General features: G+C 36.3%; 32 protein-coding genes and 1 pseudogene. 16 read left to right on the top strand and 17 right to left on the bottom strand.

Annotated elements, in window-relative coordinates:
* Positions 1-31 precede the first annotated feature (31 nt).
* Complete coding sequence (locus L6W14_RS09645; protein WP_237900582.1) at positions 32-439, bottom strand: hypothetical protein; 408 nt, start codon at positions 437-439, stop codon at positions 32-34.
* A 16-nt stretch (positions 440-455) separates the two neighbouring features.
* Positions 456-791 (bottom strand): hypothetical protein, encoded by a 336-nt coding sequence (locus L6W14_RS09640; protein WP_131520004.1) that lies wholly within the window; start codon positions 789-791, stop codon positions 456-458.
* A 224-nt stretch (positions 792-1,015) separates the two neighbouring features.
* Here L6W14_RS09640 and L6W14_RS09635 point away from each other — a divergent pair, with 224 nt between their 5' ends.
* Positions 1,016-1,138, top strand: a complete 123-nt coding sequence (locus L6W14_RS09635; RefSeq protein ID WP_081456919.1) for a YjcZ family sporulation protein — start codon at positions 1,016-1,018, stop codon at positions 1,136-1,138.
* A 403-nt stretch (positions 1,139-1,541) separates the two neighbouring features.
* Here L6W14_RS09635 and L6W14_RS09630 read toward each other — a convergent pair whose 3' ends face one another.
* Positions 1,542-2,426 (bottom strand): gluzincin family metallopeptidase, encoded by an 885-nt coding sequence (locus L6W14_RS09630; protein ID WP_131520002.1) that lies wholly within the window; start codon positions 2,424-2,426, stop codon positions 1,542-1,544.
* A 134-nt stretch (positions 2,427-2,560) separates the two neighbouring features.
* Between L6W14_RS09630 and L6W14_RS09625 the strand changes: the two genes are divergently transcribed.
* Both L6W14_RS09625 and L6W14_RS09620 read left to right on the top strand, forming a co-directional pair.
* Positions 2,561-3,199: a hypothetical protein gene (locus tag L6W14_RS09625; protein WP_237900580.1), complete on the top strand. Its 639-nt coding sequence runs from the start codon at positions 2,561-2,563 to the stop codon at positions 3,197-3,199.
* Between the two features lie 471 nt (positions 3,200-3,670).
* Positions 3,671-4,081, top strand: coding sequence for a DUF3888 domain-containing protein (locus L6W14_RS09620; RefSeq protein WP_131520000.1), 411 nt, complete (start codon positions 3,671-3,673; stop codon positions 4,079-4,081).
* A 152-nt stretch (positions 4,082-4,233) separates the two neighbouring features.
* On the opposite strand, the gene L6W14_RS09615 is transcribed toward L6W14_RS09620, so the two are convergent.
* From L6W14_RS09615 to L6W14_RS09605, 3 genes are all read right to left on the bottom strand, one after another.
* Positions 4,234-4,371, bottom strand: a complete 138-nt coding sequence (locus L6W14_RS09615; protein WP_004228528.1) for a hypothetical protein — start codon at positions 4,369-4,371, stop codon at positions 4,234-4,236.
* Positions 4,372-4,496: 125 nt separating this feature from the next.
* Positions 4,497-5,495 (bottom strand): HAAS signaling domain-containing protein, encoded by a 999-nt coding sequence (locus L6W14_RS09610; RefSeq protein ID WP_237900578.1) that lies wholly within the window; start codon positions 5,493-5,495, stop codon positions 4,497-4,499.
* The gene (locus tag L6W14_RS09605; RefSeq protein ID WP_237900576.1) at positions 5,482-5,832 is read right to left on the bottom strand and encodes a PadR family transcriptional regulator; all 351 of its coding nucleotides are present in this window, start codon (positions 5,830-5,832) and stop codon (positions 5,482-5,484) included. The genes L6W14_RS09610 and L6W14_RS09605 overlap by 14 nt, the downstream gene beginning before the upstream one ends.
* Before the next feature lie 582 nt (positions 5,833-6,414).
* Here L6W14_RS09605 and L6W14_RS09600 point away from each other — a divergent pair.
* Together L6W14_RS09600 and L6W14_RS09595 are read left to right on the top strand one after the other, a co-directional pair.
* The gene (locus tag L6W14_RS09600) at positions 6,415-6,924 is read left to right on the top strand and encodes a YwhD family protein (RefSeq protein WP_131519998.1); all 510 of its coding nucleotides are present in this window, start codon (positions 6,415-6,417) and stop codon (positions 6,922-6,924) included.
* An 11-nt stretch (positions 6,925-6,935) separates the two neighbouring features.
* Entirely contained in the window at positions 6,936-7,172 is a 237-nt protein-coding gene (locus L6W14_RS09595; RefSeq protein WP_131519997.1) for a DUF362 domain-containing protein, read from the top strand.
* A 102-nt stretch (positions 7,173-7,274) separates the two neighbouring features.
* Here the strand turns inward: L6W14_RS09595 and L6W14_RS09590 are convergent.
* The 3 genes and pseudogenes from L6W14_RS09590 to L6W14_RS09580 form a co-directional block, all read right to left on the bottom strand.
* Positions 7,275-7,421 (bottom strand): annotated as a pseudogene (locus tag L6W14_RS09590) (ABC transporter permease); the annotation flags it as partial.
* 378 nt (positions 7,422-7,799) lie between these two features.
* Positions 7,800-8,423, bottom strand: a complete 624-nt coding sequence (locus L6W14_RS09585) for an HAD family hydrolase (RefSeq protein ID WP_131519996.1) — start codon at positions 8,421-8,423, stop codon at positions 7,800-7,802.
* A gap of 15 nt (positions 8,424-8,438) precedes the next feature.
* Positions 8,439-8,834, bottom strand: coding sequence for a pyrimidine dimer DNA glycosylase/endonuclease V (locus tag L6W14_RS09580; protein WP_237900574.1), 396 nt, complete (start codon positions 8,832-8,834; stop codon positions 8,439-8,441).
* Between the two features lie 78 nt (positions 8,835-8,912).
* Here L6W14_RS09580 and L6W14_RS09575 point away from each other — a divergent pair, with 78 nt between their 5' ends.
* Positions 8,913-9,374, top strand: a complete 462-nt coding sequence (locus L6W14_RS09575; protein WP_237900572.1) for a GNAT family N-acetyltransferase — start codon at positions 8,913-8,915, stop codon at positions 9,372-9,374.
* 185 nt (positions 9,375-9,559) lie between these two features.
* Here L6W14_RS09575 and L6W14_RS09570 read toward each other — a convergent pair whose 3' ends face one another.
* Together L6W14_RS09570 and L6W14_RS09565 are read right to left on the bottom strand one after the other, a co-directional pair.
* Positions 9,560-11,332, bottom strand: coding sequence for an oleate hydratase (locus L6W14_RS09570; RefSeq protein WP_066038265.1), 1,773 nt, complete (start codon positions 11,330-11,332; stop codon positions 9,560-9,562).
* A gap of 257 nt (positions 11,333-11,589) precedes the next feature.
* Positions 11,590-11,868 (bottom strand): hypothetical protein, encoded by a 279-nt coding sequence (locus tag L6W14_RS09565; RefSeq protein WP_131519992.1) that lies wholly within the window; start codon positions 11,866-11,868, stop codon positions 11,590-11,592.
* A gap of 146 nt (positions 11,869-12,014) precedes the next feature.
* On the opposite strand from L6W14_RS09565, the gene L6W14_RS09560 reads away from it, so the two are divergent.
* From L6W14_RS09560 to L6W14_RS09545, 4 genes are all read left to right on the top strand, one after another.
* Positions 12,015-12,548: an HXXEE domain-containing protein gene (locus L6W14_RS09560; RefSeq protein WP_237900570.1), complete on the top strand. Its 534-nt coding sequence runs from the start codon at positions 12,015-12,017 to the stop codon at positions 12,546-12,548.
* 37 nt (positions 12,549-12,585) lie between these two features.
* Positions 12,586-12,777, top strand: a complete 192-nt coding sequence (locus L6W14_RS09555) for a hypothetical protein (protein WP_054549391.1) — start codon at positions 12,586-12,588, stop codon at positions 12,775-12,777.
* Positions 12,778-12,866: 89 nt separating this feature from the next.
* Positions 12,867-13,817, top strand: a complete 951-nt coding sequence (locus tag L6W14_RS09550; RefSeq protein ID WP_237900568.1) for a bile acid:sodium symporter family protein — start codon at positions 12,867-12,869, stop codon at positions 13,815-13,817.
* Between the two features lie 75 nt (positions 13,818-13,892).
* A complete protein-coding gene (locus L6W14_RS09545; protein ID WP_131519989.1) occupies positions 13,893-14,540 on the top strand; it encodes a pentapeptide repeat-containing protein in 648 nt (215 codons plus the stop codon).
* A 509-nt stretch (positions 14,541-15,049) separates the two neighbouring features.
* Here the strand turns inward: L6W14_RS09545 and L6W14_RS09540 are convergent.
* Positions 15,050-15,496: a GNAT family N-acetyltransferase gene (locus L6W14_RS09540; RefSeq protein WP_237900566.1), complete on the bottom strand. Its 447-nt coding sequence runs from the start codon at positions 15,494-15,496 to the stop codon at positions 15,050-15,052.
* 212 nt (positions 15,497-15,708) lie between these two features.
* Positions 15,709-16,194, bottom strand: coding sequence for a DUF2975 domain-containing protein (locus L6W14_RS09535; RefSeq protein WP_237900564.1), 486 nt, complete (start codon positions 16,192-16,194; stop codon positions 15,709-15,711).
* A gap of 239 nt (positions 16,195-16,433) precedes the next feature.
* Here L6W14_RS09535 and L6W14_RS09530 point away from each other — a divergent pair, with 239 nt between their 5' ends.
* Positions 16,434-17,252 (top strand): MerR family transcriptional regulator, encoded by an 819-nt coding sequence (locus tag L6W14_RS09530; RefSeq protein WP_237900562.1) that lies wholly within the window; start codon positions 16,434-16,436, stop codon positions 17,250-17,252.
* A gap of 17 nt (positions 17,253-17,269) precedes the next feature.
* The gene (locus L6W14_RS09525; protein WP_237900560.1) at positions 17,270-18,454 is read left to right on the top strand and encodes an MFS transporter; all 1,185 of its coding nucleotides are present in this window, start codon (positions 17,270-17,272) and stop codon (positions 18,452-18,454) included.
* A gap of 510 nt (positions 18,455-18,964) precedes the next feature.
* Here L6W14_RS09525 and L6W14_RS09520 read toward each other — a convergent pair.
* The 3 genes from L6W14_RS09520 to L6W14_RS09510 form a co-directional block, all read right to left on the bottom strand.
* Positions 18,965-19,642, bottom strand: coding sequence for an ABC transporter ATP-binding protein (locus L6W14_RS09520; RefSeq protein WP_131519984.1), 678 nt, complete (start codon positions 19,640-19,642; stop codon positions 18,965-18,967).
* Complete coding sequence (locus tag L6W14_RS09515; protein WP_237900558.1) at positions 19,643-20,767, bottom strand: ABC transporter permease; 1,125 nt, start codon at positions 20,765-20,767, stop codon at positions 19,643-19,645. It abuts the gene before it with no gap.
* 126 nt (positions 20,768-20,893) lie between these two features.
* Entirely contained in the window at positions 20,894-21,460 is a 567-nt protein-coding gene (locus L6W14_RS09510) for a TetR/AcrR family transcriptional regulator (RefSeq protein ID WP_048393822.1), read from the bottom strand.
* A 364-nt stretch (positions 21,461-21,824) separates the two neighbouring features.
* Here L6W14_RS09510 and L6W14_RS09505 point away from each other — a divergent pair, with 364 nt between their 5' ends.
* The 3 genes from L6W14_RS09505 (at position 21,825) to L6W14_RS23030 (ending at position 23,121) form a co-directional block, all read left to right on the top strand.
* Positions 21,825-22,370, top strand: a complete 546-nt coding sequence (locus tag L6W14_RS09505) for a DUF7010 family protein (RefSeq protein WP_131519983.1) — start codon at positions 21,825-21,827, stop codon at positions 22,368-22,370.
* A 127-nt stretch (positions 22,371-22,497) separates the two neighbouring features.
* Positions 22,498-22,947, top strand: a complete 450-nt coding sequence (locus tag L6W14_RS09500; protein WP_237900556.1) for a DinB family protein — start codon at positions 22,498-22,500, stop codon at positions 22,945-22,947.
* Between the two features lie 51 nt (positions 22,948-22,998).
* On the top strand, positions 22,999-23,121 hold the full coding sequence (locus tag L6W14_RS23030) for a hypothetical protein (RefSeq protein ID WP_256451369.1): 123 nt from the start codon (positions 22,999-23,001) through the stop codon (positions 23,119-23,121).
* 371 nt (positions 23,122-23,492) lie between these two features.
* Here the strand turns inward: L6W14_RS23030 and L6W14_RS09495 are convergent, their stop codons facing one another.
* The gene (locus L6W14_RS09495; RefSeq protein WP_131519981.1) at positions 23,493-23,909 is read right to left on the bottom strand and encodes a GNAT family N-acetyltransferase; all 417 of its coding nucleotides are present in this window, start codon (positions 23,907-23,909) and stop codon (positions 23,493-23,495) included.
* A 213-nt stretch (positions 23,910-24,122) separates the two neighbouring features.
* On the opposite strand from L6W14_RS09495, the gene L6W14_RS09490 reads away from it, so the two are divergent.
* A complete protein-coding gene (locus L6W14_RS09490) occupies positions 24,123-24,995 on the top strand; it encodes a DMT family transporter (RefSeq protein WP_131519980.1) in 873 nt (290 codons plus the stop codon).
* Positions 24,996-25,123: the final 128 nt, after the last annotated feature.

Raw genomic sequence — 25,123 nt, 5'->3', positions numbered from 1 at the left:
TGCATTTTATACACAATCCAGTTTCGGTCCTTTAACACCTGTAATATTTCATAACTGCCTGAATGGTTAAAATGAAACTAATGATCGTCGATAATAAAAGCTCCATTGCTTCATGCCGATTCCATATCAGCCCATATCGCATGAACAAATAAAAGCAGCTTGCCAATGCATGGCAGGTAAATAGACTTCCCCAGATCACTGCCTTTGACCTTTTATAAGCATTACTCCCCCTTAAATACTTCATATAGTAGAAACAAACAGCACCTATTCCTATAATGAACAGTGAGGTCTGCGCAAAGGATGTTGTCACAGTCATCGCTTCTTCATGCGGCATATCCACATAGAGAAGGTTTCCAAGGTGAATTATGTTAAAGCTCAATAGACAAATTACCACATATAAAAACAATAGCCATTCGGCAGTTATCATGAACCATTTCATTGTTGCCTCTACCATCCTAGTCTAATAACCTTGTATTCTCTTTATTTTCTATATATCTACAAAAGGGACAATAATGATCTCTCGCTATGAAGATCGCACGGTACATTTCTGACCAGGGAATGGTATCTTCACAGCTATCACATTCTACATAGAGATCAGGTAATAAACCCTTATCTAACAAAACATCCCACTGTGTGTTGGTTAATTGATCAGGTCCATTTTTTATAATATCTATAATGATTGCCAATACTTCCCCATCATAAATTCGATTTGACTTCACTAATTCTGTTAAATAAGCCATACATTCGGTTGGTTCACTTATGATTTTTTGCTTTAGCTTTTCCCGTAGCATGTAACGCCCACTTTCTTTTCTAACTTCACTTGTAAATCTAACACTACTCTCTAATTATGTAAAAAAATAAAAATTAAGTAAATAAAAAACCTTCTTCTACAAGAATGTTTTCAGCATTTTTTAGAACCATAGGGTAAATACCATTTCTCCTTTCTGCAAGCATACATATTATAAGTTGTAGAAAGGAGGGATTTTCAGTGGGATACAATGGAAACGTAGGTAACATGAACAACAGCTGCTATTATGGCGGCGACTCTGGCGGTGGCGGCTATTACGGTTCAACATTCGTATTAATCGTCGTTCTGTTCATTCTTTTAATTATTGTTGGCGCTTCTTTCATGTACTAATCATCCCAATTAGCACCTAACCCTTTTACAGACTCCTAAGTTCTGTAAGGTCATACTAGCTATTTTATTAGGGTCACTTTACCAGCCTAGTGACCCTTTTCCTTTTCAGACAATCGTGCGATAATCAAATCTGAAATGGTAAATTTGAGGTGAATTTTACATGATGAGAGTAATTAAAGCATTGTTAGGCATTGCATTGATTATGGTTGGCCCTATGTTGATTGTCATTACGGTTGACGATACTGTATTTCTCAAAAATATATTATTAAGAATCATTGGTGGTCTGTTCATTTTACTGGGCGTTCATTTATTACATAGACAGTTTCATCCGAATTCATACACAAGTAAACCCACGAGCTCCGAATAAAGAGCACTTGGGTTTACTTGAATAATTTAGAAAATATTATTCATTGGCAAAATATTTTGGATCTATTTGAAGAAGAGTTGTATTCATATCATAAAAGAATCCCGATTTTAACTTTTCCTCATGCGTAAATCCTTGTTGTTGTTGAATAAATGCTAACCATTCCTTTTCTAACTCACTACTACTCTTCCCGTAAACTTCCTCTAATTTTTGCGCTAGTTCTTTCTCGTTGTATATATGTTCAAACTTTTCGAGTCCGTAGGTATCAATTAAGAATTTAACAAATGATGCCGCATGCGTGTAGCTCATCTCCATCATGACTCGATTCTGTTCTTCACTTGAAAGTGCTGGGCGAAAATAGACATCATCTTGATTTGGATCAATTAACTTACTAATAGGAATTAACTTATCTGAATCCAAATAATGCTTCATGAATTTTTCAAAGGAAAATTGTTCTTTTTTCCCATATTGCTCCTCCATATAACTTGCAAAACCCTCTTGTGTAAAATAGCCATGGTCTGATCCAAAATTGTTGCCATAGCCAAGTAAAGAATGGGTCATTTCATGGACAAGTGGATAAGAATCTTCTTGAACGCCAACTAGTTCGATTTTCGATGCAAGCCCCCAGGATAGACCGTCTTCCTTAAACCATACGTTTATGTGCTCGGATGGCGTGTAGGAAGTATGTATAGAAGCCTTTATGTGGTCGTATGCTGTTACAATTTCATCCTTTATAGCCTCTACTTTTTCTGGTGGAACACCAATCTCATTCTTAATCTCAAAGGTTATTTTGCCATCCTTTGTGACCACTATATTTTCATCGTTTTGCTCTTCCTGTATTTGGTCTTTAGGTTGAACGGTTTCTGCTGTACAGGCTGTTAATAGCAATGTACAAAGAAGGATTGTGCCTCTCCATTTAGCCATAATTACCTCCTAAAAAAGTATTTTCCAGTTTATACGAAACTTAAAATCCAAAAGTTTCATTTTTAAAAGAAAAATAGGGAAAATTAGACAAAATTATTTATAATGTTAGTAGACATGGCAAAAAGGAGGTCGCAATGAACAAAAGTACGTGTATTCATTACAATCCACGCTATGGCTGGGATTTAAATAGTGATGCAAATTTAGAAATGCGGTTATTTGCCAAAGCACAGCGTAGACAAGTAACTATTCTCAGCTATGGATGTGACTTAGATCATCACACCATTAAAAAAATTGCTCGGCACTACCTCACTAGGAAAGAATCTGACGAAGCCGAAGAAACATTAGAAATAAGATATGATACATATGATGCTAATTCAAGTAAACATGAAGAAAGTCAATACTATTGGAAAACCTCTTTCATTAGTGAAAGAACATTAGCTGCTTTCCTACAAGCGCTACGTCGATTATCTGGTACACATATTCACTGTGAATTTAATGTGCGGGGACATTTTGAAGTAAGGATAAATGGTGTGGAATTTTCTACACGTGTATTAAAAGCCCTTGATTATCCATCTATGTATAAGGAAGATTTAATCGGACGCTATCTTTTATTTATTGATACAGAATCACCTGACAATGAAATAATACGTCATAAAATACACTTGCTCCCTAAAGAGCTGCAAAGTCTTTCTCTTCCCTTAGATAGTTCACAGCTCCAATGGCAACTATTAGTAAAGGACTGGATAACAGCCATTCTTCGCTATGATGCGTAAATTTTAGCATATGCAAGATGATGGTCTATAAAACCAAGTAATCTTATCATATAAATAGAAGTAGTGTTAAACAGATTCGTTTAACATGGCACCTCCCGATTTGTTACTAAGGGGCACTTCTATCCGTGCCCCTTCTATTTTTTGCCTATTGCACACGTCATCGCCATCCAATATAAAATTAATTCGTTATGATGGGACGTAGATTTATGTTAGAGGTTATTTTAAATTTTCTATCGAATACCTATGTTGGTCAAAATATAGAAGGCTCCGACAAAATGATTGGTTCCACACCATTTATTATGATGAACCGTATCACTCCTTATTTTTTGTCAATCGTCATGTCAGAAAATATCTTCAATTGTTTGTATAACCTATACTCGAACACTTTTACTTCAATCATACATACTTCATTCCATAAAGGTAACAATACAATGCATTAGGGAAAGATCACAAAGAGGTGTTTGGAAGAAAATGAAAAAGATTTTACTGTTTTTTATATTCTCCCTTGTACTAATTACTTCATTTCAAACCATACCCGCTTCAACAGCTGAACTAACACAGGATTCTAACGAGCTGAGATTGCAGGATATGCTCATGCTTTTGCTTACTCCTTATATTGACGAAGATTTGACCAATTATTATTCAAAGATTAGAAAGGATGTTTCCCCTCATATTACGCCTTGGAAAATTGAAGTAATTGATACAAAAAGAAATCATTTCCGAGGCTTTCAAATGCAAATTACATTTGAAATTGAACCTACGGATGGCGGACAATGGATTCCTATTGGAAAGGATCGAATGACCTATGAAATTTCTTCAGGACCTGATGTTAAATTGATTCATCACACACATCTCAAAACGTATAAATATCCGCCTGAATAATACCTTCTCATTAAAATCATGGGCTTGTCCCTTTATTGAATGTCATGCGATTTTTTTATCTGTGAATCATAAAAGCACCCCATCAAAGCTTGTCTTACTTTGATGGGGTATTTCATCGTAATACTAAATTTCGCTGTTCCTAGACGATCTATTTATTTTCTATCTCTTATTTCTTCTAGTATTTCTATTATGCGATTGTTTTGCCTTTCAATCGATTTTAACTTTCTCTCTATTATGCTTGAAGAGAAAAACACAATTAGTACAATTGCTATTCCAATTAGTAAATCCATTTTAATTCCCCCACTGTTTATTTATGTAATTTCACTTCATCCTACATAGATTTGAAAAGAAAAAGATGGCTCTATACGGAGGCCATCTTTAAGTAAAGTATCCATGGTTGATAAACAACGATGAATTAACGGATTCGAGCCTTGCGGAAGCCGTCGAATATACTGATTGTCGCAGATACAACAAATATAATGATTATGCCGCCAATTAGCCATATTTCAAATTGCTTAGTAGAGGTGGTAAATAAATTACTCATGTACGCGATACTTTCTTGGTTCATAAAATTCGGATTACTTACTATCACAATGAATACAACGGTTGCGAAAAGCTCCACAATTGTATTAAAGATTGCCACCTTTTTCGTCCATTGCCCTTTCAGTAGTTTGTAGAGAGCTAAGCCAATTTCGAGAGCAATGACAACGATCACAATAGGCCAATAATGAAGTAAAACATCCTGATTTAAAGCTGGCATTACGAATTCGAGACCCTCTCCACCATCTTCATATATACCTAAAAGATGATTTGCATAAAAATAAAAAGTTGCCCAAATGGCCGTCCACATTAAATAGCCAAATACTTCAAGCTTGGTAATTGCCTTTTTCTTAGGAATATAAATGACGGTTTTCAGATCTTCGGGAGTCCATTTTTTAAGACTTGCTGATAATGGATGCTGCTCTTTTCCTTTATCAGTACGTTCCAAAATGACGAATACGACCGTTAGCCAGAAAAAGACATGTATGCCTACTTCAATGATTCTCCATATTCCTTCACCCATCATATTGAGGACAGCATTCATAACCGCCTCTTCCCCGCCAAAACTAATAAAATATTCAGCAATCATTGAGATTACCGCAATGACAGCGGCAATGGGAATAATCATTTTTAGTAACGAGAGGTATACATCAAAATAGCGAGGGCCGATTAAATGCATTGGTTGATCACGATAACCGCTCGCTAACGCCGCTGGATTCCCTAACTTTTCCAGCACTTCCTTTACATCATGCTCATTGTAATCATCAGGCAGCATATCCCCAATGGTTGATCGTAACTCAAGTGCGATATCCTCACGATTTTTTTCAGGGAGCCTCCGCGTGACTTCTTGAATATAAATTTCAGTCAGATTCATCTTTATCCTCATCTCCTTTTAGTAGCTCATAAAGTTCTTTTGAATTATTAATCCATTCTCGTTTCAATTGCAAAAAGACGTCTAATCCAAATTCACTTAAGACATAATACTTGCGGGGTCTACTCTCAGAGGTTTCCCAGCTACTTGTCACTAACTCTTGTTTTTCTAAACGGCGAAGCAATGGATATAAGGTACTTTGATCGATGTTAATGCCCGAATCTTCCAATAATTGAACAAGTGAATATCCATACTGCGGTGTTCGTAATTGACTTAAAACGGCTAATGTCAGTGTTCCTCTCCTAAGTTCTGTCATTAATGAATTCAGTAACGTATTCATTCACTCACCTCAATTCCACTTACTATATGATATACACTGTATAACTTATACTATGTATCGTACACTATTATTGTTACAACAACAAGCAATTTTTTTCCTTTATAGAAAAAATAGCTGTTTTCAGGAGTCTTAGTTCCTTTTCAGCTGCTTGGTTTCTACCAATTAAAACGGAATGGCAAAATTTATAGCAACAACCTTCTGCTAATTAAAGGTCCAATCACTGTATTATCGTTAAATTTCCAATACATAACATTTCAGACATTAGTCTGAAGACAATCATTGATGTTAGACGTTATATTGTATTTATACTTTTTAACGATAAAAGTATGAGGAAAAATCCTAGACAACCATTACGTATAGAAAAAAATTACTACTAAAACGTTCAAGTATCTTAATTTATAAAACTATACGTAATGTGTTTGTTAGATTTGTACTTGAAAAATTACCAACAGGTAGAACATCTTGTACAACGTAGCGTACAGTGATGTTTTTTTTATGCGTTTTGCTATGAGCAAAAACTGTATGTTCAGACCGATTAACTATTTATTAATAAGGAAATACAAATGTGTCGAGGTGACTTCTATGAAAGAGAAAATGCATTTTACAATTTTAAGTAACGATTCAACTGACGGAGATGGAGGTTACGGAGTAGGTACCCTTGATCTAAATAATGTAACGTCAATTATTATAGATTGTGAAAAAGAGCACGTGTTTATAGATTTAGAAGCCTTACACGGACGAAGTAAAATTGAAAAAAAAGTTCGTTTTTCACCTGATCTAGCTCATGCTAGTAGCGATTATTATCGTTATTGGATAGTTTGGGTAGCGATTCAGGTTAATCAAAATGGCCCCTATTATGCGGGATGTACCGCAAGTGAAGTACGGGTATCAAAAGAAGAACGTCGTATTAAGCTTGGCTATAAATCTTTGCCAGAGCAGGTAAATTTTTTAGATAAGGCACTGAAAGGGAAATTTCACTTGCAGCATATGGATAGTCATTCAAAAAGGCTACTTTTTCAGTTTTTATCTGAATTTAATGAAGCGTATTGGAAACACTCACCCGAAGAATTAAAACACCAGTTGTCTGTATAGGAGGATTTATAATGGCATTTGTAATTACAGAATTATGCAGGGATGAAAAAGCGGCTGTCTGTTTGGATGTCTGTCCAGTAAATTGCATTGTTATGACAGATACCCAATATGTAATTGATCCAGATCTTTGCATTGATTGTGGAGCTTGTGAATTAGTTTGTCCAGTAGAGGCGATTTATTTTGAGGATGATTTGCCTTCTGACTATCAGTCAGCAACCCTTCTAGCACGAAATCATTTTCGAAATTAGCATTGGCTTTATCCATATAGATTGAATAGAAGCGAGAACAAGTCGATTTCCTATACAATAAGAAATCGACTTTTTCGTATGGCTTATTTAATAATGACGAATTTAGCCTAACTGGCGTTTAAATTGTTTAATGGCGAAAAAATATGCGATGACCATGATGCCGATGCTCCACATAAGAGCGGGCCAGATATCATTACTAACAGAGACTAAAAGAAAAACCTTGCTTTGAATCGATAAAGTCTGTTTGTTCTATAAAGTAATAAGGGCTACCTCGCAACTCAATGTTACCTTTTCTGCTTTAGAAACATTCTTTATAAAATCTTTAACTATGTGTTGAATAATCGTATCATTAACTTTTTCATCCTTCGGAAAAATTACTGATGCAGACCTTTTTTAAATTACCACCTGTTCTTATGCTAGTAAATCCTATCATTTGTATATCTATTTATCCATAGCAGGTATCGTGTGGGTCATTACTTATCTAAAAGCAAAAAGCTTACGCTCGATTATTTTATCTCATGTGAGTGTAGATTTAAGGAATTTGACTGTCTTAACCTTCTTAACTATTTACCTTCCTCATAGGCAAAGATGGTGTGAAATCTAGGACACCATCTTCTATTTTTCATGCTACTTAACGATTGCTAAAATATCCTTTGGCTCATAAAAAACGTAATCTGCCTCCTCAAAGCCAATGGTGGATTTGGCTCCCCAATGGGCAAGGGCAAATTTGGTGCCTGCTTGCTTTGCGCATTGGAAATCATAGATAGAATCACCAATATAGATGGCCTCTTCTGGTGCTACCTGTAATGCGTCCAGACATTTTAACAGCGGCTCTGGGTGTGGTTTATGCTTTTCCGTATCACTGGCACTTACAATATGCTGGAAATACTCACTTAACCCAAACGGCTCAAATTCATCCACTACCTCTTGCGCTGTTTTAGAAGTGACAATCCCTAATTGTAGTGGCTTTGTTGCAAGGTGCTGAATAACTTCCTCTAGACTTTCGAAAACAGCCACTTCATTTGAAAAATCAAGCACAGCCGCAGACCATTTCTGATGCACAGCCTCTATGTCATCCACATTAAGCCTCTGCAATGCATCTTTTCCTGGGATGCCTAAAGCAAATCGTAATGCCTCAAAGGGATAGTCCTGTTGTGTTTCTTCTCGTAAGGTTCTTTGCAATGACTGTAAAATCGCTTGCTCTGTATCCAAAATCGTTCCATCTACATCAAATATAATCGCTCTTAACATGTATAACCCTCCTAGTTAAAGCACGTTATTTATATAGGTGCATAATTGCTGATACAATTCCTCTTCATAATCCTTCTGACCTCTTATAAATTTCTCCTTTAAATTAAAAAAACATATTTCAAGATATTCCTGATTATGATGCTGTTGAAAGGGTCTCCTATCCTTTACTGGGCCCAAACCCTTAAAGTAGTTATTCTTTTTTTCGTAGGTTCGAATTTGATAACCCCGCTTCTTCATTTCATCCATGACTTTTTCTGTATACAAATACAAATCTTCTTTTGGGTATTCGTATATATAATTAATCAGTATATGCTGATCCTCTTTCGCAAATATGCTATTTAGCTCTCTCCACTGCGACAGTAGTTGTCCTTTTGGTAGATACGCAATTAAATCTATATGCCATAACCTCATGTGCCTTCTCCTTTCTATTAATCAACCATTAATGTAAAATATTACTTACTATGATACTAAAACTGACGGAGGGATAGTATGGAAATAATAACTGCAACGCTCGATGAAATTCCACAAATTGAGCGTTTATACCAAGAGCTTTTTTTAGAGATGTCAATTCTTCAACCTAAATATATCAAACCTGCCAAACAAGATGCCAACTTTATCAGGTTTACGATCATTGAAGATGATTCAGATATTTTAATCGCAACATTCGAGAACGAAGTAGTAGGCTTTTTGCTTATTAAAGAAACGACGACCCCACCCTATACTTGCTTGGTTGAACACAAATATGCTTTTATTGTGGATGTGATTGTTGGCAAGCGTTACCAAAATAAAGGAATTGGATCTGCTTTATTAGAAGAAGCGAAAAAATGGGCAGCCTATCGTCACTTGGACTATCTGGAGTTAAATGTATTGACTGAAAATAAAGGCGCTAAATCCTTATATGAAAAACACGGATTCAAGGATACGAACCAGACGATGCGCTTAGAATTTTAAGTATGTGATGAGAAAGAAGGGATTTCAATGGAAGAAATGAAAACCGTACACAAGAAAGCCAACCTCATAGTGCCTGTCTTTATTGGCATGGGGGTAGGTGCGTTTATCGGTTTACTTGCCTATGTAAAAGACTGGCTATAAAAAAAGAGACAAAGCCCCTCAAACTGCTTTGTCTCTTTTTAACACTATATTAGTTTACTTTCTTTCAGTAAATCATAGATGATTGTATCCTTTGTTTTATGAATACCCAATTTACCGATTTGCTTTAAGATAAATGGTGCATCAATATCTGTTAGTTTTTTACCATCCAGCAAACGAGCCGTTGATGCTAATAATGTGCGAACATCAAAGGCAGACGCAAACACCTCTGGCACACCTCGGTCAATCGTTAATAGTTGATAGACCGCCTCCATCGCCGTTCTTACGGAATATTCCGTAGTAAAGACTGTATCTTTTGCTGTTTCGCTGAAGTTGCCAATAAAGGCTAAATTAGCTGATCCTTCTGGCACAACAAGTGGACGATCACCCATTGCTCTTGGCATGAAATAAGAAGTGATGTAAGGCATATAGCATGGAATCGTATTGCAAGAATTTTGTGCAATGTCTGGAATTTCATCCACTGGTACACCCATATGGTATAACCACTCTTGTGCAATCTCAATGCCTGTACATTCTGTGATACTTTTTTTAATAAAATCACCTGGCTTGTTTGAAAGTAAGCCATAAATCCAAACAACTAACTGGTCCTTTGGTTGATTTTTAAAGTGAGGTTGGCGGTTCAATGTATAGCTTAGCATCCAATTAGAATCGGTAGCTGTGACAATCCCTCCTGTTACAACCTTACCAGCGTATGGATCCCTTTTACTGATTTTTTCAATATATGGAGCCACTCGATCATCTAATGTTGTAAGGGTAGCTGAAACAAACCAGCTTTCCTCTGGCAGATTATCGCAGAACTTTTCTGGTCGACCAAACTCTTCACCTTGGGCAGCGATATTTTTCCACAGGGACCAGCTGCCACCTAAATCTTTATTGATAGGGGCTGGCGTATTATTATCCCCGTATGTTGTACTTTCTGTAATACTACCATTTGTCACAAACACTAACTCATTTTCTGTTAGTTCAATATTCTTTTTCACACCATCTTTTCTTAACACCAATGTATGAGCTACTTTTTTGTCTCCTACCTTATCAACTAAAACATTTTCTACAACCGTATTATATTGGAAATCAACATCATGACTTTCTAAGTATTTAATCATTGGCAGCACGAGCGATTCATACTGATTATACTTTGTAAATTTTAAGGCCGATAAATCTGGTAATCCGCCAATATGATGAATGAAACGCATAATATAACGACGCATCTCCATCGCAGAATGCCATTTTTCAAACGCAAACATTGTAGACCAATAGAGCCAAAAATTCGATTCAAAAAATTCATCTGAGAAAACATCTGTGATTTTTTTGTCCTCTAATTTTTCCTCAGGCGTAAAGAATAATTTAATCATTTCTTCTGAGGATTTGTCTGATAAAGTGAACTTGCCATCATCCTCAAGTCTTTGGCCTCTATCCTTCATTAATCGACATTTTGAATAATTAGGATCCTCTTTATTAAGCCAGTAAAATTCATCTAAAACGGAAGCATTTTCTACTTCTAACGAAGGAATGGAACGGAATAAATCCCATAAGCATTCAAAATGATCTTCCATTTCTCGTCCACCGCGAATAATAAACCCTCTCGTCGGATTAAGTATGCCATCTAGACTTCCTCCTGAAATATCTAACTCTTCAAGAATATGAATGTTCTCACCTTTCATTTGGCCATCACGAATTAAAAAACATGCTGCTGACAGTGAGGCTAGTCCCGAGCCAATCAGATAAGCAGACTTTTTATCGACTCCCTCAGGTTTTTTAGGACGTGCGAAAGCTTCATAGTTACCATTGCTGTAATACATATTACCGCCTCCTAATTTATTATTCTAATATAGAATAACACAGGTTATCGACAAAATGGTAAAATGAGCTAATAATTAACAAAAAATTCAAATCCGCTAATTGTGCGTTAATTTATCTTCCCTTCTCATTGGACAAAGCAAGTGCTTGTATTTTTATAAAAGAGAACCATACAGTAAATAATCGTAATAACCCCCTTAACGCCTGCCTTAAAAAGGAAAAACCAATTCAATATGTTACTATTAGCTTTGCATAATTATTATCTCAATAAACCTTTTTCAGCCTTCATTCCCTTTTTATGTTTAGCCAATTTCTCGTTACCTCGTTTAAAATTTCCCGTCATTTTAGCTAACAATAGCTGGATTTCCTTTATCTGCCCCTCCACCTGCTGAATTTTTGCTAGTAGACGCTCAGCCTCTTTCTCCTTGACGATTTTAATTTGCTTCCCTTCATAATAAATAACGACAGTCCCCTTTTTTGTCGTTTGATATGAGAATGGTTCCTTGTTTAGTCTATTACGTTTATCGATTTCACTCACAGCTTCATCCCCGATTTCTTTTTAATTAGATTCAATAATTGCTTACAACTTTTTCTATTTTCAATATGTTATTATTAACATATATTATATAAATATGGTATTTTCAGTCACACTTCAAGCATAGAGATAAGGAGAGAGGTATTCATATGGAATGGTTGAATGTTCAAACACTAATTTGGTTGTTTCCTATTTTATTTATTATTCACGATTTTGAAGAAATTATTATGGTAGAGAAATGGTTACATCATAATCGTCATAAGCTGTATGAAAGATTACCCAAAAAAATAGCCGATAAAGTGGTAAAACAATTTTCAATGAGCACCGCACAATTTGCAGTTGCTGTCTTATTTATCTTCTTGTTTGTCAGTCTCTCTACCATTCTGGCTAACTACTATTTTCTAAACGGGGCTGCTTTTACTATTTATTTTTTCACAGCTGTTACACTTGTTTTCTTTATCCATGCTTTTACCCATATTGGACAATCGCTCTTATTTCGTTCTGTTACTCCAGGAGCTATAACATCAGCCATCATCATTATTCCCTATAGCATTATTTTATTTAAATCTTTGTTTACTAGTGGCATCCTTACTTGGCATATCGTTTTGATAAGCCTGCCTTTTGGCATACTATTTTTCCCCATTGTCTTTACTGCGCATTGGATAGGAAAAAAAGTGATATAGATACATATTCATGAAAAGATAGAAAGGAGGCAGGAGAATGGCAAAAACTCCGATTTATTTAAAATTAATGATTGGTATTGGGATGGTTATTATCCTAGCTTCGTTGTACTTTTTAAAAGACCAGCCTTATTATTTATGGGTTAGGTGGACAGGTAATATTTTATTGATTGTAGGCATTGTATGGATGCCGTTCACTAAAGAAACCAATAAAAAACATGTAAATTCTTAGCAGGAGTAAATCTTCTGCTTTTTTTGCGGTAAATTTACCTACGATTATAATAAAAGTGATAAAATCAGATAAAAAAAGAAGGTCTTTGTATGTTAGAAAAACTAAATGTATTTCTCCAAAAATACATTGCGATCCTGACACCATTAAGTTTAATTGTAGGTGTATTCTTAGAAAGTATTGGACATCATTTATTATTCCTCGTCTCCTGGCTATTTGCCTTCATGACATTCTCAGGAAGCTTACATATGAAATTTAAAGATGTAAAAATTTTCATGAAGCATCCAGTTCTCATTTTATTCTCCATCCTTTTTCTTCATCTCTTGATGCCTTTATGGGCTTATTTCTTATCCACTGTTTTGTTCGATGACCATTTGTTGACTGTTGGTTTTGTCTTAGCAGTTGCACTTCCAACAGGTGTAACGAGTGTTATTTGGATCAATATTTGCAAAGGGAACTTACCGTTAGGCTTATCAATTATTTTAATTGATACGCTCCTTTCACCCATCCTCCTCCCCTCCATCCTCTATATCGTTTCGGGTGAAAAAATTGAGTTGGATGTGGCATCCCTGATTCTGAATTTACTATGGATGATTGTCTTACCCACGATTTTAGGTATCTTAGTGAATGAACTTTCGAAAGGAGCCATCCCTCAAAAAATCGGTAAAAAACTTGCTCCTTTTTCAAAGCTATGTTTATTTGCTGTCATACTGATTAATAGCAGTGCCATTGCTCCCTACTTAAAGGATATCAACATGCATCTCTTCTTCGTGGTGCTTTTAGTGTTCTTCCTTGCAGTATCAGGCTATCTATTTGCTTACCTCATTGGTCGATATCTGTTAAAAGACGGTCCACAAATGGCAACCTTTGTTTTTACTGGTGGCATGAGAAATATTGCAGTCGGTGTCATCGTAGCCACAACGTACTTTCCAGGTAAAGTCGCCATGCCTGTTGTGTTCGGTATGCTGTTTCAACAGGTGCTAGCCTCCGTTTTTAGTAAGATGGTGAATCCTTTGTATAAACCAGATAAGAGCACCGTATAGACGGTGTTCTTATTTTAGGTTTGCACTTATACTAAATAGGAGAAGCTTTTATTTATATTTGAAGGGTGTGCTAATATGTCATACAATTTCCAACTTATATCACCAAAAATATCCCCGAATCTTGACAAAGCAAATTTTCAGGATATTTTTTATGAGGAGGAACCCTATTTAACAAATTGCAAGATTACGGATACGGTCATTGCTCACGAGGATATTGAACGATTAATCGTCTCTAATGTTATCTTTAAAAATGTCACATTCATCGATTGTACCTTTCAAAAAATTGATTTAACGGACGTCATTTTTGAAAACTGTGATTTATCTAACACTAACTTAAGTGAAGGCATCATTCATAGAGTGGCCTTCAAAAACTGTAAATTATTAGGGTTGAATTTAACTGAAGCAAACCTCGGCAATGTTTCATTTGAAAATTGCCTTGCAAACTTATGCAATTTCCCCGAAGTGCGCTTTAAACAAGTGCTATTTGATAGCACCTCCCTGCAAGGTGCGAATTTTTATGATTGTTTACTTAATAAAGTAGCGTTTCAGGAAAGTGATCTAAATGATGTTGATTTCTCTCAAACTCCCTTAAAAGGAATAGACATCAGTACATGTAAATTTAAAAGACTTCAAGTAACTCCAGAAAGTTTAAATGGGTGTGAAGTCTCTACTGAACAAGCCATAGGTTTTGCTTCATTACTAGGGTTGAAGGTTAAATACTAGTTTAAGGGCTTAAAAGTTCAAGAAAAAAATAAAGCGCTTATCCTTATGCTCGGATAGCGCTCAATTTTTACAATTTGTTAATCTGCTATTTTATCATCTTTTAGTATTTTATCCTGCTATTTGAGGGCTATCCTCCTAATTTGCGGGCTATCCCTCACTTTGAACGTTCTATCCGCTACTTTTTCAGTTTTATCCTCCACTTTTAGAATTCTATCCTGCTATTCGAGGGCTATCCTTCACTTTGAGCGTTCTATCCGCTACTTTTTCAGTTTTATCCTCCACTTTTAGAATTCTATCCTTCTACTTGAGGGCTATCCTCCACTTTGAGCGTTCTATCCGCTACTTTTTCAGTTTTATCCTCCACTTTTAGAATTCTATCCTGCTATTCGAGGGCTATCCCTCACTTTGAGCGTTCTATCCGCTACTTTTTCAGTTTTATCCTCCACTTTTAGAATTCTATCCTGCTATTCGAGGGCTATCCTCCTCTTTAAACGCAAGGTGTCTGATAATTACAGCCTTTTATATAGCATTTCTATATGTTCTATTCCATCTTCTAAATAAACATCTGATGTCTTTTCAAATCCGAAGCCCTCATAGAATTTTAGCAAATATGCCTGCGCAGAAATGCGGATTGCGTCTTCTCCAATATCATCTAGAATATAATCAATTGCTCTTTTAACCATTTCCAGAGACAATCCCTTTTTTCTGTAGGTTTGCTTTGTTAACACTCTTCCGATTGCTGCTTCTTGATATGCTATTCCTTTGGGTAGAATTCTTAAATACCCAACTACCTCTCCTTGGTCTTCACCAAATAAATGATAAGCATTTTCGTCTTTTGAATCTAGATCCTGATAGACACATTCTTGCTCTACAACAAAAACTTCCGCACGAACCTTCAGTATCTCATATAGTTCTTTTACTGTTAATTCTTCAAATTTTTTTATCTTCCAATCCACTTTTATAGCCTCCTATACTATTCAATTTCATAAAGTATAGCAAAAGTAGAATAAAAGTGGATCAGCCCCCTTAAAAAATTAAACTACATATCTATCTAGAAATTTACTTGCGTCACTATTAAACTTCCATAGGATTCCGAATTCTAACTGATATGTTCTACATCTCTTCTATGAGCAGTTTTCGTTTGGCTAATATCACCATATCATCCATCTCAGACCGTTAAATCATTTTCTAATTTTATATTCGTCACTTCTTGTATAAGCCGCTGGAGGACAGCCGCAAAAATGGCGATAACTAGTGAAACAAAAATGATGAGGAGTCCCACTATTCCAAAAGGAGGATCCATTTTGTTTGTTATAAAATGAAAAAGTGGTGAAGCTAAGACATGCAAGCCACTGATTATTATCGCACACCACTTTATGTACTTTAATGCTTTTACAGATAATTCCGAGAAAGCTGTATTCGCTTCAATGTACCGTAAAAGATTAAAAGCCTGATAGAGAGCAATGTAAAAAGGTACAGCCGATCCATACATCACAATGAAAATGAGATAATTCATTGGGTAAAAATTCGGATACAAACTCGATGCGAAATGAGCCATAGGAGGTACAAAAAATATACATAGGGCAAGAATGGCCATCCCAGCCAGAAGAATTATTACCTTTAAAAAAGATGTTAAACCTGGTTTAACATTCATTGAAAGCACCTCACTTATTTAATGACACTATAAATTTAACACGAAATTTATTGATTAACAATAAATAATAATTGTTTTTAATTATATTATTATTGTTATTTGTATATTTAACATTCATTGAAATATTCACAAGCGCCTTACTACATTAGATTGTAGTAAGGTTATTTAAAAAGCATTTGACTTTCCCCTGCACAGGAAACTGTATACTTGCATTAAGTTATTAGATTGGAGGTGATATTTTGTTTAAAATCAGTGAATTTTCTAGGCTAAGCAAAGTATCCTTAAAAACATTGCGCTATTATGATCAGATTGGCATATTAAAGCCGAGAAAGGTGGACCATGATACTTGCTACCGATACTATTCAGCAGACCAGCTACTAGAGCTCAATCGGATCTTTCTCTATAAGGAATTGGGGTTTACCTTGCCACAAATTATACGTTTGCTCCACGAAGATATTTCGTTAAAAGATATACAAGGGATGTTTAAGCTGAAAAAAAGTGAGATTCAACATATTATCCAGACGGAACAGGCCAAGCTTGCACGAATTGAAGAACGTATGCAACTTTTAGAACGAGAGGGTCAGGTGGAATCAGATCAAGAAATCCGCATCAAGGCAGTGGATGCTCAGCAATTCCTTTCTTTGAAAGCACGCGGGAGCGAAGAAGATATTCCAGATCTGTTTCGTACATTTAATCAATTACTCACAAAGGAAATGCGCCAATTAGCTCAAAGTCCTCAGGTTGTTTTATGGAAAGAAATAGAGGAGAAAGAAGACGAGTTTGAATTTGAAGTCGGCTATTTTTTAACCAAGGAGCTTTCATCATTCCCTGACACATTTCAACTACGGACTCTTCCTCCTGAGCCAATGATGGCCACAATGACCTTTCGTTCAGATTCTAACTTTGCTTGTACAGCCTGTGTTGATTTAGCTAACTGGATTGTAGAAAATAACTATCAAGTCAAGGAAAACGAACCAGGTAGAGAAATCTATTTACCATTATCTACAACCCAAAACGTGCAATTAATGGAGATACAAATACCTATTATAAATAGCTGAAGGAAGCGTGAATTGAGTTGAAAAATAAGCTGATTATCTATGTTTTATCACTCATTGTTTTCCTAATCGGAACCGTTGAGTACATTATCACAGGCGTTATTGAAATGATTGCCGTCGACTTTGGAGTAACGATTTCAGAAGCTGGGTTATTAGTGACTTTATTTGCCCTAGCAGCAGCCATTTTCGCTCCAATTCTCATTGCGCTCACGATCAATGTGGATCGCAAAAAGTTGCTTATGGCTACCGTTAGTGTGTTCATTATTAGTAACGGATTCATGTTTATCAGCTCTTCTTTTGAATACGCACTAGGGATACGAATTATTCAAGGGGTTAGCGGAGGAATTGCTACAGTGGTAGCCATGGCAGTAGCTACTCGATTAGTTGAAAAAGAACGAAGAGGCCGTGCTATCGGCATCATTTTGATGGGACTAAGTAGTTCGCTCGTGCTGGGTGTTCCAATTGGCACATTTTTTAGCGAAATAGTTGGATGGAGAGTTTTATTTATGTTGATCGGTTTATTAACTATTCTTCCACTGCTTATCATCTATAAAAAAATTCCAGTTATCAAGGAGGAAGAAGCTGTTACACTCAGGTCGCAGCTTTCGATTTTAAAAGATTCAAAAATTCTAACTGCCCTGACGATTACTTTATTTTATGTCGGTGGCTACGCTACCCTATTTACTTATATTACGCCTTTCTTGCAAGCCACATCCCCTCTTTCTATGACCGAAATTAGTGGCATTCTATTTTTAGCTGGCATCTGTAGCTTTCTTGGCTCAAAAGTGGGCGGGCAATTGGCTGATGCAAAGGGTTCGCGTTTTACCATTTGTTTTGGATTGCTGTTACAAGCAGTAACGCTCCTCTTATTCGCACTAGCTGGTATCAATCTCTTTGTATTGATCTTGATTTTAATGATTTTTATGGTAGCAACTTGGAGTATTTCTCCTGCCCAGCAGCTCCTCCTTGTTACACTAGTACCTCGAAATCCAGACATTGCCCTCAGCATAAATACCTCCTTTATCCAATTCGGTTTTGCACTGGGGTCTGCATTAGGCGGGTTTGTCATCAGTCATACCTCTGTCCTAAATTTGAATTGGGTCGGTTTTGGTACTGTAAGCATGGCTTTATTCCTTGCTATCTGGCTATTCCAAAAATTGAATAGTAGAGTTGAAACCCCTATTATCACTAAAGTCAAATATTAATTTTTTTATCCTACCTTTATATTGAAAATGGCATATTCAATATGAAGGTAGCTTTTTTAAATATGTACTCTTGATTAAAAACATTTATATTTAAAAAATAACAGGTAAAAGCCCCATTGGATAAACCTGTGGCAGCTTCCACATCAATGCCATAGAGTGAGCAAAAGTTTCGGCTCTCTGCTATTCCTTCCTTTGTATCAGGCGTAAACGCATGAAATCCGCCTTTATTATGCAGCCTAGCATAATCCGTCATAGGCTTTAAAGCATACAGAGCATCCTTCGTCTATTGTAGCATTCCATCCCAATGACCTGTGTAGCAGTTTTTGAAGAGGCTTGATACCCGTGCATAATCATTAAATGTTTTTCTTAGTTTAGGTTGATCGTTTAAACAATAAAAATCATTTAATATTCCTTTCTATAACGAAAAGGACTCGCACTTTTACTGACACAAAAGCACGAGTCCTTTTTGATGAAAGCTAGAGTTTTATACCAGCCTCTATTTTGTATTGATTAAGATTGTTGCGTGAGCACGCCATCTTCCATACGATATACATGGTCACAGAACTGTAGCATTCGTTCATCATGGGTTACCATTATGGCAGCTTTATTACGTTCTTTTGCTTCTTTGGCAAGAAGCTTTACGACTTCAAGTGCCCGTTTAGAGTCAAGGCTAGCAGTTGGTTCATCGGCTAAAATCACTTTTGAGTTATTCATGAATGCGCGTGCAATCGCAACACGTTGACGCTCACCACCTGATAATTCATTCGGCATTTTTTTACATTTATCACTTAAGCCAAGCTCTGTAAGTAGTTGCTTTGCAAACTCTTTATCCTCTTTTGTCACTTTACCACCCATTTTTTTCACCAGTAGTAATTGATCAAGTACATTTAAGTAAGGTACTAAGTTAGATGTTTGTAAAATGAAACCAAGCTCTTTTAAACGGAAACTTGCTAATTGTTTTGCTGAAAGATGAACAATATTCCTGCCGTTAATTTCTAGAGTACCCTCTGACATCTGTAATAGAGCGCCTGCAATTGAAAGTAGTGTACTTTTACCCGAACCTGATGGACCGATAATGGCTACTAGCTCCCCAGCTTCTACTTCAAGTGTTGCTTGCTTTAATGCTTGGACAGTGCTAGCGCCTTCTTTATAGCTTTTAGAAACATTTTGTAATGATAATAGCGCCATTTATTCCACTCTCCCTAATGCTGTTAATGGATCGATTTTAACGATTTGACGTACAGAAACAATTGAACTTAATAATGCAATAATTAATAAAACAATCGCATAGGTAATGATTAAGGTCGGTTCTAAGTCAAATGGCATACCCTCTGGTAAAATTTTAGCCGTTAAGTATGTGAAGACGATACCAATAACGATACCTAATACTGATAGAATCGCTACTTGTGCAACAATTGCTTTACCGATGAAACCATTGCTAGCGCCAATTGCTTTCATGACACCAAATTGTTGTGTCTTTTGCATTGTAATGACGTAGAAGAATACAGCAATAATGAATGCAGAGATAACGATACAAAAAGCAAGCATCATCATAATAGTGCCGTTTTCTTCTTTATAACCAGGCATACCGTTGATTGCTGTTTTCTTTGTTACCGTTTCAACATCTTTTACGGCTTTGTCGATAGTAGATGGATCTTCTAAGTTTGGAGCCTTTAGGAAGAAAGCTTGTACAGCCTTGTCCGTATCATTGTCAAAGCCAGGAGCTGCATATTGAAAATCACGCCAGTTTTCCAGTACTGTGAAAATAGCAGGTAAGTGATTATAGGTTTCACCTTTTACATAACCTACCACTTCTAATTTCATGTCAGAGTTTGCTACTAGTAAAATATCACCAATCTTGTAGCCTGCTTCTTTTAACGTATCGTTAATAACAACACCTTTTTTGTTGTCGTATGATAATTTTTCACCCTCGATTACCTCTGGCATAAAAAATGCGTCTGGCTCAACGCCTAAAAATGCGACATCTTCCTTCGAATCGGCATCTTTTGACTTTGTTTTACCGACTGCTATTGTAGAAGCGCCAAACGCAGCGACTTTATCTACATTTTTTTGTTTTTCTAAATCATCTTGCAGATTTTCTGACAGGATCGATTTTGCGAATGTAGCCCCTGCTGTTTCTTCATAGACAACGTATTCTGCGTCGATATTTTTCAGTGTAGCGGCACTCAAAGTCGCTAAACCGTTGCCAAGTCCTGATAAAATGAACACGAGCCATGCGATTAAAATGATAATTGTGGTCATCATTACATAGCGGAACTTCGCATATTTTAATTCTTTTAGTGCTAAAAACATGATGTAGCCTCCATATTAGAAATAGAATTCATATGAGCAAAGATTGAATCCTGCTAAATATGAATTCTTTTTCATTATACACAAAAGTTACACCTGTGTAACTAAAATAAGTGACACGCTTGTTACTTATTTTGAAATACCATGTAAAATAAGCAATTTGATCTCCTTTAAAAAGCTTTCTATAGGCATATTGAGATGGTTTGGCATGTCAATCAATTGAAAAATGAAGCTAAGCAAAATAAAGTTGTTACGATCTTCTGCAATTATCCCCTCTTCCTTCCCCTGTTTAATTACTTGTTGAAGTGGTATGTAAAGTCCACCATGCATGTTATTTAATACTTCCTTTTTTTGCTTCACAACCAGCGATACGTCATTAATTTGTGAGGCGAATCCTAAAATTTGATGTAGGTCGCGCATATCAAACATACGAACAAGTAAGTCCTCAAGCTGTTGTTCAAATGATTGCGAAAAATTAACATTTGAAAGGTTCTCGATGCTTTTTTCCATTTGCCAAACCATAAATTGAATAATAAGTTCTTCTTTATTTGGATATTGTTTATAAATTGCGGCCCTTGATACACCGATACTTTGTGCAAGCAAGCTCATTGTAAACCCTTGATATCCAACAGATAGCAAAAGCTGATGCGTATGATGCCAAAGGTCTTGTTCAGAAAATTTTTTATCTCGTCCCATATGATACCTCCAATATTCTACAATGCTAACATTGAGACAAAAAAAAAGCGAGTAACCTTTAGCCATGTTTGATGTTTGAGAAGATGGCGTTTTTGTAACCCCAAAATCAATATTGTCAAATCTCCATAGGTATTTAAAATGTAAGAAAGTTGAAAGGAATGATTGCTAATGTTCGTTTCTCTTTACAAGTGTTTTCAACAATTTTAATAATTATCTTTGTCTTCATAATTTTTCGGGGGACATAGGATTCGATCACCTTCAAACTTTACAAAAAACTCCATTTCAAATCATCTGTGGTAAAAATAGAAATATACTGGTATATTATAGGTTATATTCTATTTATTTCATGAAGGATGGTGCGTTGATGGATAAAACACTGGAAGATTTACAAAAGGAAATGATTGTTGAAGTAAAAAAGGGATTTCCCATTTTACTTTCTGGTGCGGTTGTCTTTTTACTTTTTACTCTAATGCCCTTAGTTTTGCCAATCGAAGCGGTTCGTTTAAGTTGGATATTTGGCTTAGGTGCCATTTTCCCTATTGGTTTAGGCATTAGTAAAATTCTTGGGATTAATTTAAACGCTACTGGCAATCCTTTAGGGACGTTAGGAGGAATCGTTGCCGCTCCTCAAGCTTTTTACATACCTGTATTTATCATTGTGTATATGAACATACCTGAATATCTTCCCTTTACAATTGGTTTACTTGCAGGCTCTCATTTTCTGCCATACATATGGATTTATAAAAGTAAGGCTTATTTATTTGTGACTCTAGGTGTCTGCTTTTCTGCCCTGATTTTAGGTGGTTTCTTTGTTGATCAAGCCTTCACACTTGTACCTTTAGCCATTTCTATCGTGTATGGAGTGGGCGTTCTTTTAATTCTAAGAGAACTTAAAATCAATCCGATCTAATCACCTTCCTCTAGGTGATTTTTTTAATATTCCAGACCTCTTTTAATCTGAGAAAAAAGGATTCATTTCCTATCCTGTGCTTGCTCCTTTACAATAAACCTATTAATAAAAGAAAGGATGTATAGATGTGCTATTTCCATATCGTAATGATCTAAGGAAAACGTTAATACCTTACCTAAGGACACTTGATGAGGCGTTTTGGTTTAAGACATCTGATTTTTATCCAAATAATGTAGCATGGATTATTTCTCATTTATCAAGTAGCGAAGACTATTGGGTGAATGAAATTGGACTTAAAAATCCTTGTATATTAAACCTTCACGATGATTGTTCGCCTAAGGAAATACTAGATAGCTATATTCAAATTAGAAATTATACAGATGACATTCTACATACATTAGACGAATCGCAGCTCAATGAAATAGTCGAGGTGCCGAAGTTTTCCGATGGTTGGACGCCACCTTCCGTCCCTACATGTAACTGGTTGTTTCATCATGTTTACTCACATGAAGCTTACCATGTTGGGCAAATCTCTGTTATCGCGCATCTTAGTGGATTGCCAAAGCTTTTATTTTAATAAAAGGCAACGTAATGAAAGGAACAGCTTTTTAAATGGAAGAACAGTAATATGAAAAAATTTCGTGGGAAAAGGCGTTATTTCCGTAACTTATGGCGACAAACAACCACAGAGCTATCTATTGTAGACATTGACGAAGAAGGTTGGTTTAATTTGTGGCACAATTCACCTTGATTTTTACGGGTACGGCAATGATGGTTTAAAGATAAGAAGAGAGCACATCAAAGCACATATAGCCCTATATAACCGCTTATCAGAAAGGCTCTCGACATTGGGAAAACCTTATCAAATATGGATGGAGTTTGTAGAGGAGGATGCTGGTTTGGATTTAGCTAATATCCATACACCTAATCCGGCTGAGGATAATTTCCCACTAACAATAGCAAATGTAGATTGGAATTGCCCTGTCCCCAAATCCCTTAAGGATTTAATCAACTTGAATGAGTGGAGTGTAGGGCACTATAAGCAGGTATCCACTAACAGCTATTTCATCCAGTCTAAAAATGTAGGGTCGGAAACCATTGGTGGGTTTCCGCCCCTTCCCTTTAATCCAAATATTCTTGAGCTAGTTGCTGATTTTTATAGATGGCCATACCCGTTTTCAATTTTCTAAAGCCCATTTTTGCATAAAACGGTTCATTCCCTGTTGTGGCGATTAACTGAATGCAGGATACCTCCCTTAACTGTGCGATCAGATCCTCCAGAAGTAAACGAGCAATCCCTGTGCCTTGATAGGCTTGATGCACAATCACATCGTAAATGGCGGCATTAAAGACGCCATCTGACAAAGCTCTGGCAAAGCCCACTATTTTTCCATCTACCACAGCGAATACTTGATGTGTGCTTGCATCGAAAACTTGTTTGATAATCTGTTCATCATGTTTCATCCACCCAACAGATTGATAGACCTCCTTTATGATTGGCAAATCCTTCTCTTCCATCACATATTGAAGTATTACCATTTTCATCCCCCTCTTTTTGCTTTCATGAAATCTCCCTATGAAAACGATGTCTATTCTATTATACTAATAAAAAATGACTTGAGGATGGTGGGATTATTATGATGTTTGCTCCATTATTTGAACAGGACGTACCAGCACTTCTTCTTCCTTAACGGTAGAAGCTCTTTTTCTCCGTTAAGGGCATAGGTATCTATGAAAACGGAGGAAAAAAACATGAGAAATCTAATAATCGGTGCTATCTTTTTATCGCTTGCTGCGAGTATTTGGGGTGCCATGTATGTAGTTGTTAAAGTAGTGGTGGAGGTTGTGCCACCATTAGAGCTTGTTTGGATGCGCTATTTGATCGCGGTGATTGCACTTGGGATCATTGGGGTCATGATGAGGCAATCCTGGAAAATAGCTAAAAAAGATTGGCTGATCATTTTTCTTGTTGGCCTTATTGGGAACACGATTTCAATTGTGACACAGGAAATGGGCACAATGCTATCCACCGCGCAGATGGGGGCAATTATTACTGCTACAACCCCTGCTTTTATGGTTGTCTTCGCCCGTTTGATTTTAAAAGAAAGCATTACGCTGAAAAAATGCTTGTCTATCACTCTTGCCACGATTGGTGTCGGGATCGTTGTAGGCAATGGTCAAATCGATGTGACACAGCAATTAGGTGGACTCTATTTACTGCTTGCTGCCTTAACGTGGGCACTGATGTCGGTATTCGTCAAAAAGGTACCAAGCCATTACTCACAAATTGTTGTCACAACCTATACATCTATGATTGCCGTGATGTTATTGACCCCTTTTGTCCTTCCAAGGCTAAAGAATTTAGATCTGGCAAGTGTTTTACAACCGACCATTTCAGGAGGCTTGCTTTACTTAGGCATTATCTCAACAGCTGGTGGTTTTTTATTGTGGAATAAAGGGCTTCAACTAATGAATGCGTCTAGTGGCGGCTTATTTTTCTTCTTTCAACCAATTGTCGGCACATTTTTAGGCTGGCTCTTATTAGGAGAGACGATTGGGCTTTCCTTTTGGATAGGCTCCCTATTAATTTTTAGTGGTGTTTTTATTGTCCTTCGAGATGAATAAATGGAAGTGCGTTTCTATGTTAGATAGAAACGCACTTTTTATGTTGGCTCAGCTTATGGTCATTGAACGTCTTGTTGGCACATATATTGCCAATGCCTAAAGGAGCTGATATTCTGAACATCTTTTTA

Source organism: Lysinibacillus sp. ACHW1.5, from assembly GCF_022014815.1.
Classification (GTDB): domain Bacteria; phylum Bacillota; class Bacilli; order Bacillales_A; family Planococcaceae; genus Lysinibacillus; species Lysinibacillus capsici.
Note: the sequence above shows the minus strand (reverse complement) of the source record. Positions and strands in the feature narration are given on the sequence as shown.

Excerpts from the sequence above, each read along its gene's own strand:
- L6W14_RS09645 (WP_237900582.1), bottom strand. The coding sequence starts at position 439 with ATGAAATGGTTCATGATAACTGCCGAATGGCTATTGTTTTTATATGTG.
- L6W14_RS09640 (WP_131520004.1), bottom strand. The coding sequence starts at position 791 with ATGCTACGGGAAAAGCTAAAGCAAAAAATCATAAGTGAACCAACCGAA.
- L6W14_RS09635 (WP_081456919.1), top strand. The coding sequence starts at position 1,016 with ATGAACAACAGCTGCTATTATGGCGGCGACTCTGGCGGTGGCGGCTAT.
- L6W14_RS09630 (WP_131520002.1), bottom strand. The coding sequence starts at position 2,426 with ATGGCTAAATGGAGAGGCACAATCCTTCTTTGTACATTGCTATTAACA.
- L6W14_RS09625 (WP_237900580.1), top strand. The coding sequence starts at position 2,561 with ATGAACAAAAGTACGTGTATTCATTACAATCCACGCTATGGCTGGGAT.
- L6W14_RS09620 (WP_131520000.1), top strand. The coding sequence starts at position 3,671 with ATGAAAAAGATTTTACTGTTTTTTATATTCTCCCTTGTACTAATTACT.
- L6W14_RS09615 (WP_004228528.1), bottom strand. The coding sequence starts at position 4,371 with ATGGATTTACTAATTGGAATAGCAATTGTACTAATTGTGTTTTTCTCT.
- L6W14_RS09610 (WP_237900578.1), bottom strand. The coding sequence starts at position 5,495 with ATGAATCTGACTGAAATTTATATTCAAGAAGTCACGCGGAGGCTCCCT.
- L6W14_RS09605 (WP_237900576.1), bottom strand. The coding sequence starts at position 5,832 with ATGAATACGTTACTGAATTCATTAATGACAGAACTTAGGAGAGGAACA.
- L6W14_RS09600 (WP_131519998.1), top strand. The coding sequence starts at position 6,415 with ATGAAAGAGAAAATGCATTTTACAATTTTAAGTAACGATTCAACTGAC.
- L6W14_RS09595 (WP_131519997.1), top strand. The coding sequence starts at position 6,936 with ATGGCATTTGTAATTACAGAATTATGCAGGGATGAAAAAGCGGCTGTC.
- L6W14_RS09585 (WP_131519996.1), bottom strand. The coding sequence starts at position 8,423 with ATGTTAAGAGCGATTATATTTGATGTAGATGGAACGATTTTGGATACA.
- L6W14_RS09580 (WP_237900574.1), bottom strand. The coding sequence starts at position 8,834 with ATGAGGTTATGGCATATAGATTTAATTGCGTATCTACCAAAAGGACAA.
- L6W14_RS09575 (WP_237900572.1), top strand. The coding sequence starts at position 8,913 with ATGGAAATAATAACTGCAACGCTCGATGAAATTCCACAAATTGAGCGT.
- L6W14_RS09570 (WP_066038265.1), bottom strand. The coding sequence starts at position 11,332 with ATGTATTACAGCAATGGTAACTATGAAGCTTTCGCACGTCCTAAAAAA.
- L6W14_RS09560 (WP_237900570.1), top strand. The coding sequence starts at position 12,015 with ATGGAATGGTTGAATGTTCAAACACTAATTTGGTTGTTTCCTATTTTA.
- L6W14_RS09555 (WP_054549391.1), top strand. The coding sequence starts at position 12,586 with ATGGCAAAAACTCCGATTTATTTAAAATTAATGATTGGTATTGGGATG.
- L6W14_RS09550 (WP_237900568.1), top strand. The coding sequence starts at position 12,867 with ATGTTAGAAAAACTAAATGTATTTCTCCAAAAATACATTGCGATCCTG.
- L6W14_RS09545 (WP_131519989.1), top strand. The coding sequence starts at position 13,893 with ATGTCATACAATTTCCAACTTATATCACCAAAAATATCCCCGAATCTT.
- L6W14_RS09535 (WP_237900564.1), bottom strand. The coding sequence starts at position 16,194 with ATGAATGTTAAACCAGGTTTAACATCTTTTTTAAAGGTAATAATTCTT.
- L6W14_RS09520 (WP_131519984.1), bottom strand. The coding sequence starts at position 19,642 with ATGGCGCTATTATCATTACAAAATGTTTCTAAAAGCTATAAAGAAGGC.
- L6W14_RS09515 (WP_237900558.1), bottom strand. The coding sequence starts at position 20,767 with ATGTTTTTAGCACTAAAAGAATTAAAATATGCGAAGTTCCGCTATGTA.
- L6W14_RS09510 (WP_048393822.1), bottom strand. The coding sequence starts at position 21,460 with ATGGGACGAGATAAAAAATTTTCTGAACAAGACCTTTGGCATCATACG.
- L6W14_RS09505 (WP_131519983.1), top strand. The coding sequence starts at position 21,825 with ATGGATAAAACACTGGAAGATTTACAAAAGGAAATGATTGTTGAAGTA.
- L6W14_RS23030 (WP_256451369.1), top strand. The coding sequence starts at position 22,999 with ATGAAAAAATTTCGTGGGAAAAGGCGTTATTTCCGTAACTTATGGCGA.
- L6W14_RS09495 (WP_131519981.1), bottom strand. The coding sequence starts at position 23,909 with ATGGTAATACTTCAATATGTGATGGAAGAGAAGGATTTGCCAATCATA.
- L6W14_RS09490 (WP_131519980.1), top strand. The coding sequence starts at position 24,123 with ATGAGAAATCTAATAATCGGTGCTATCTTTTTATCGCTTGCTGCGAGT.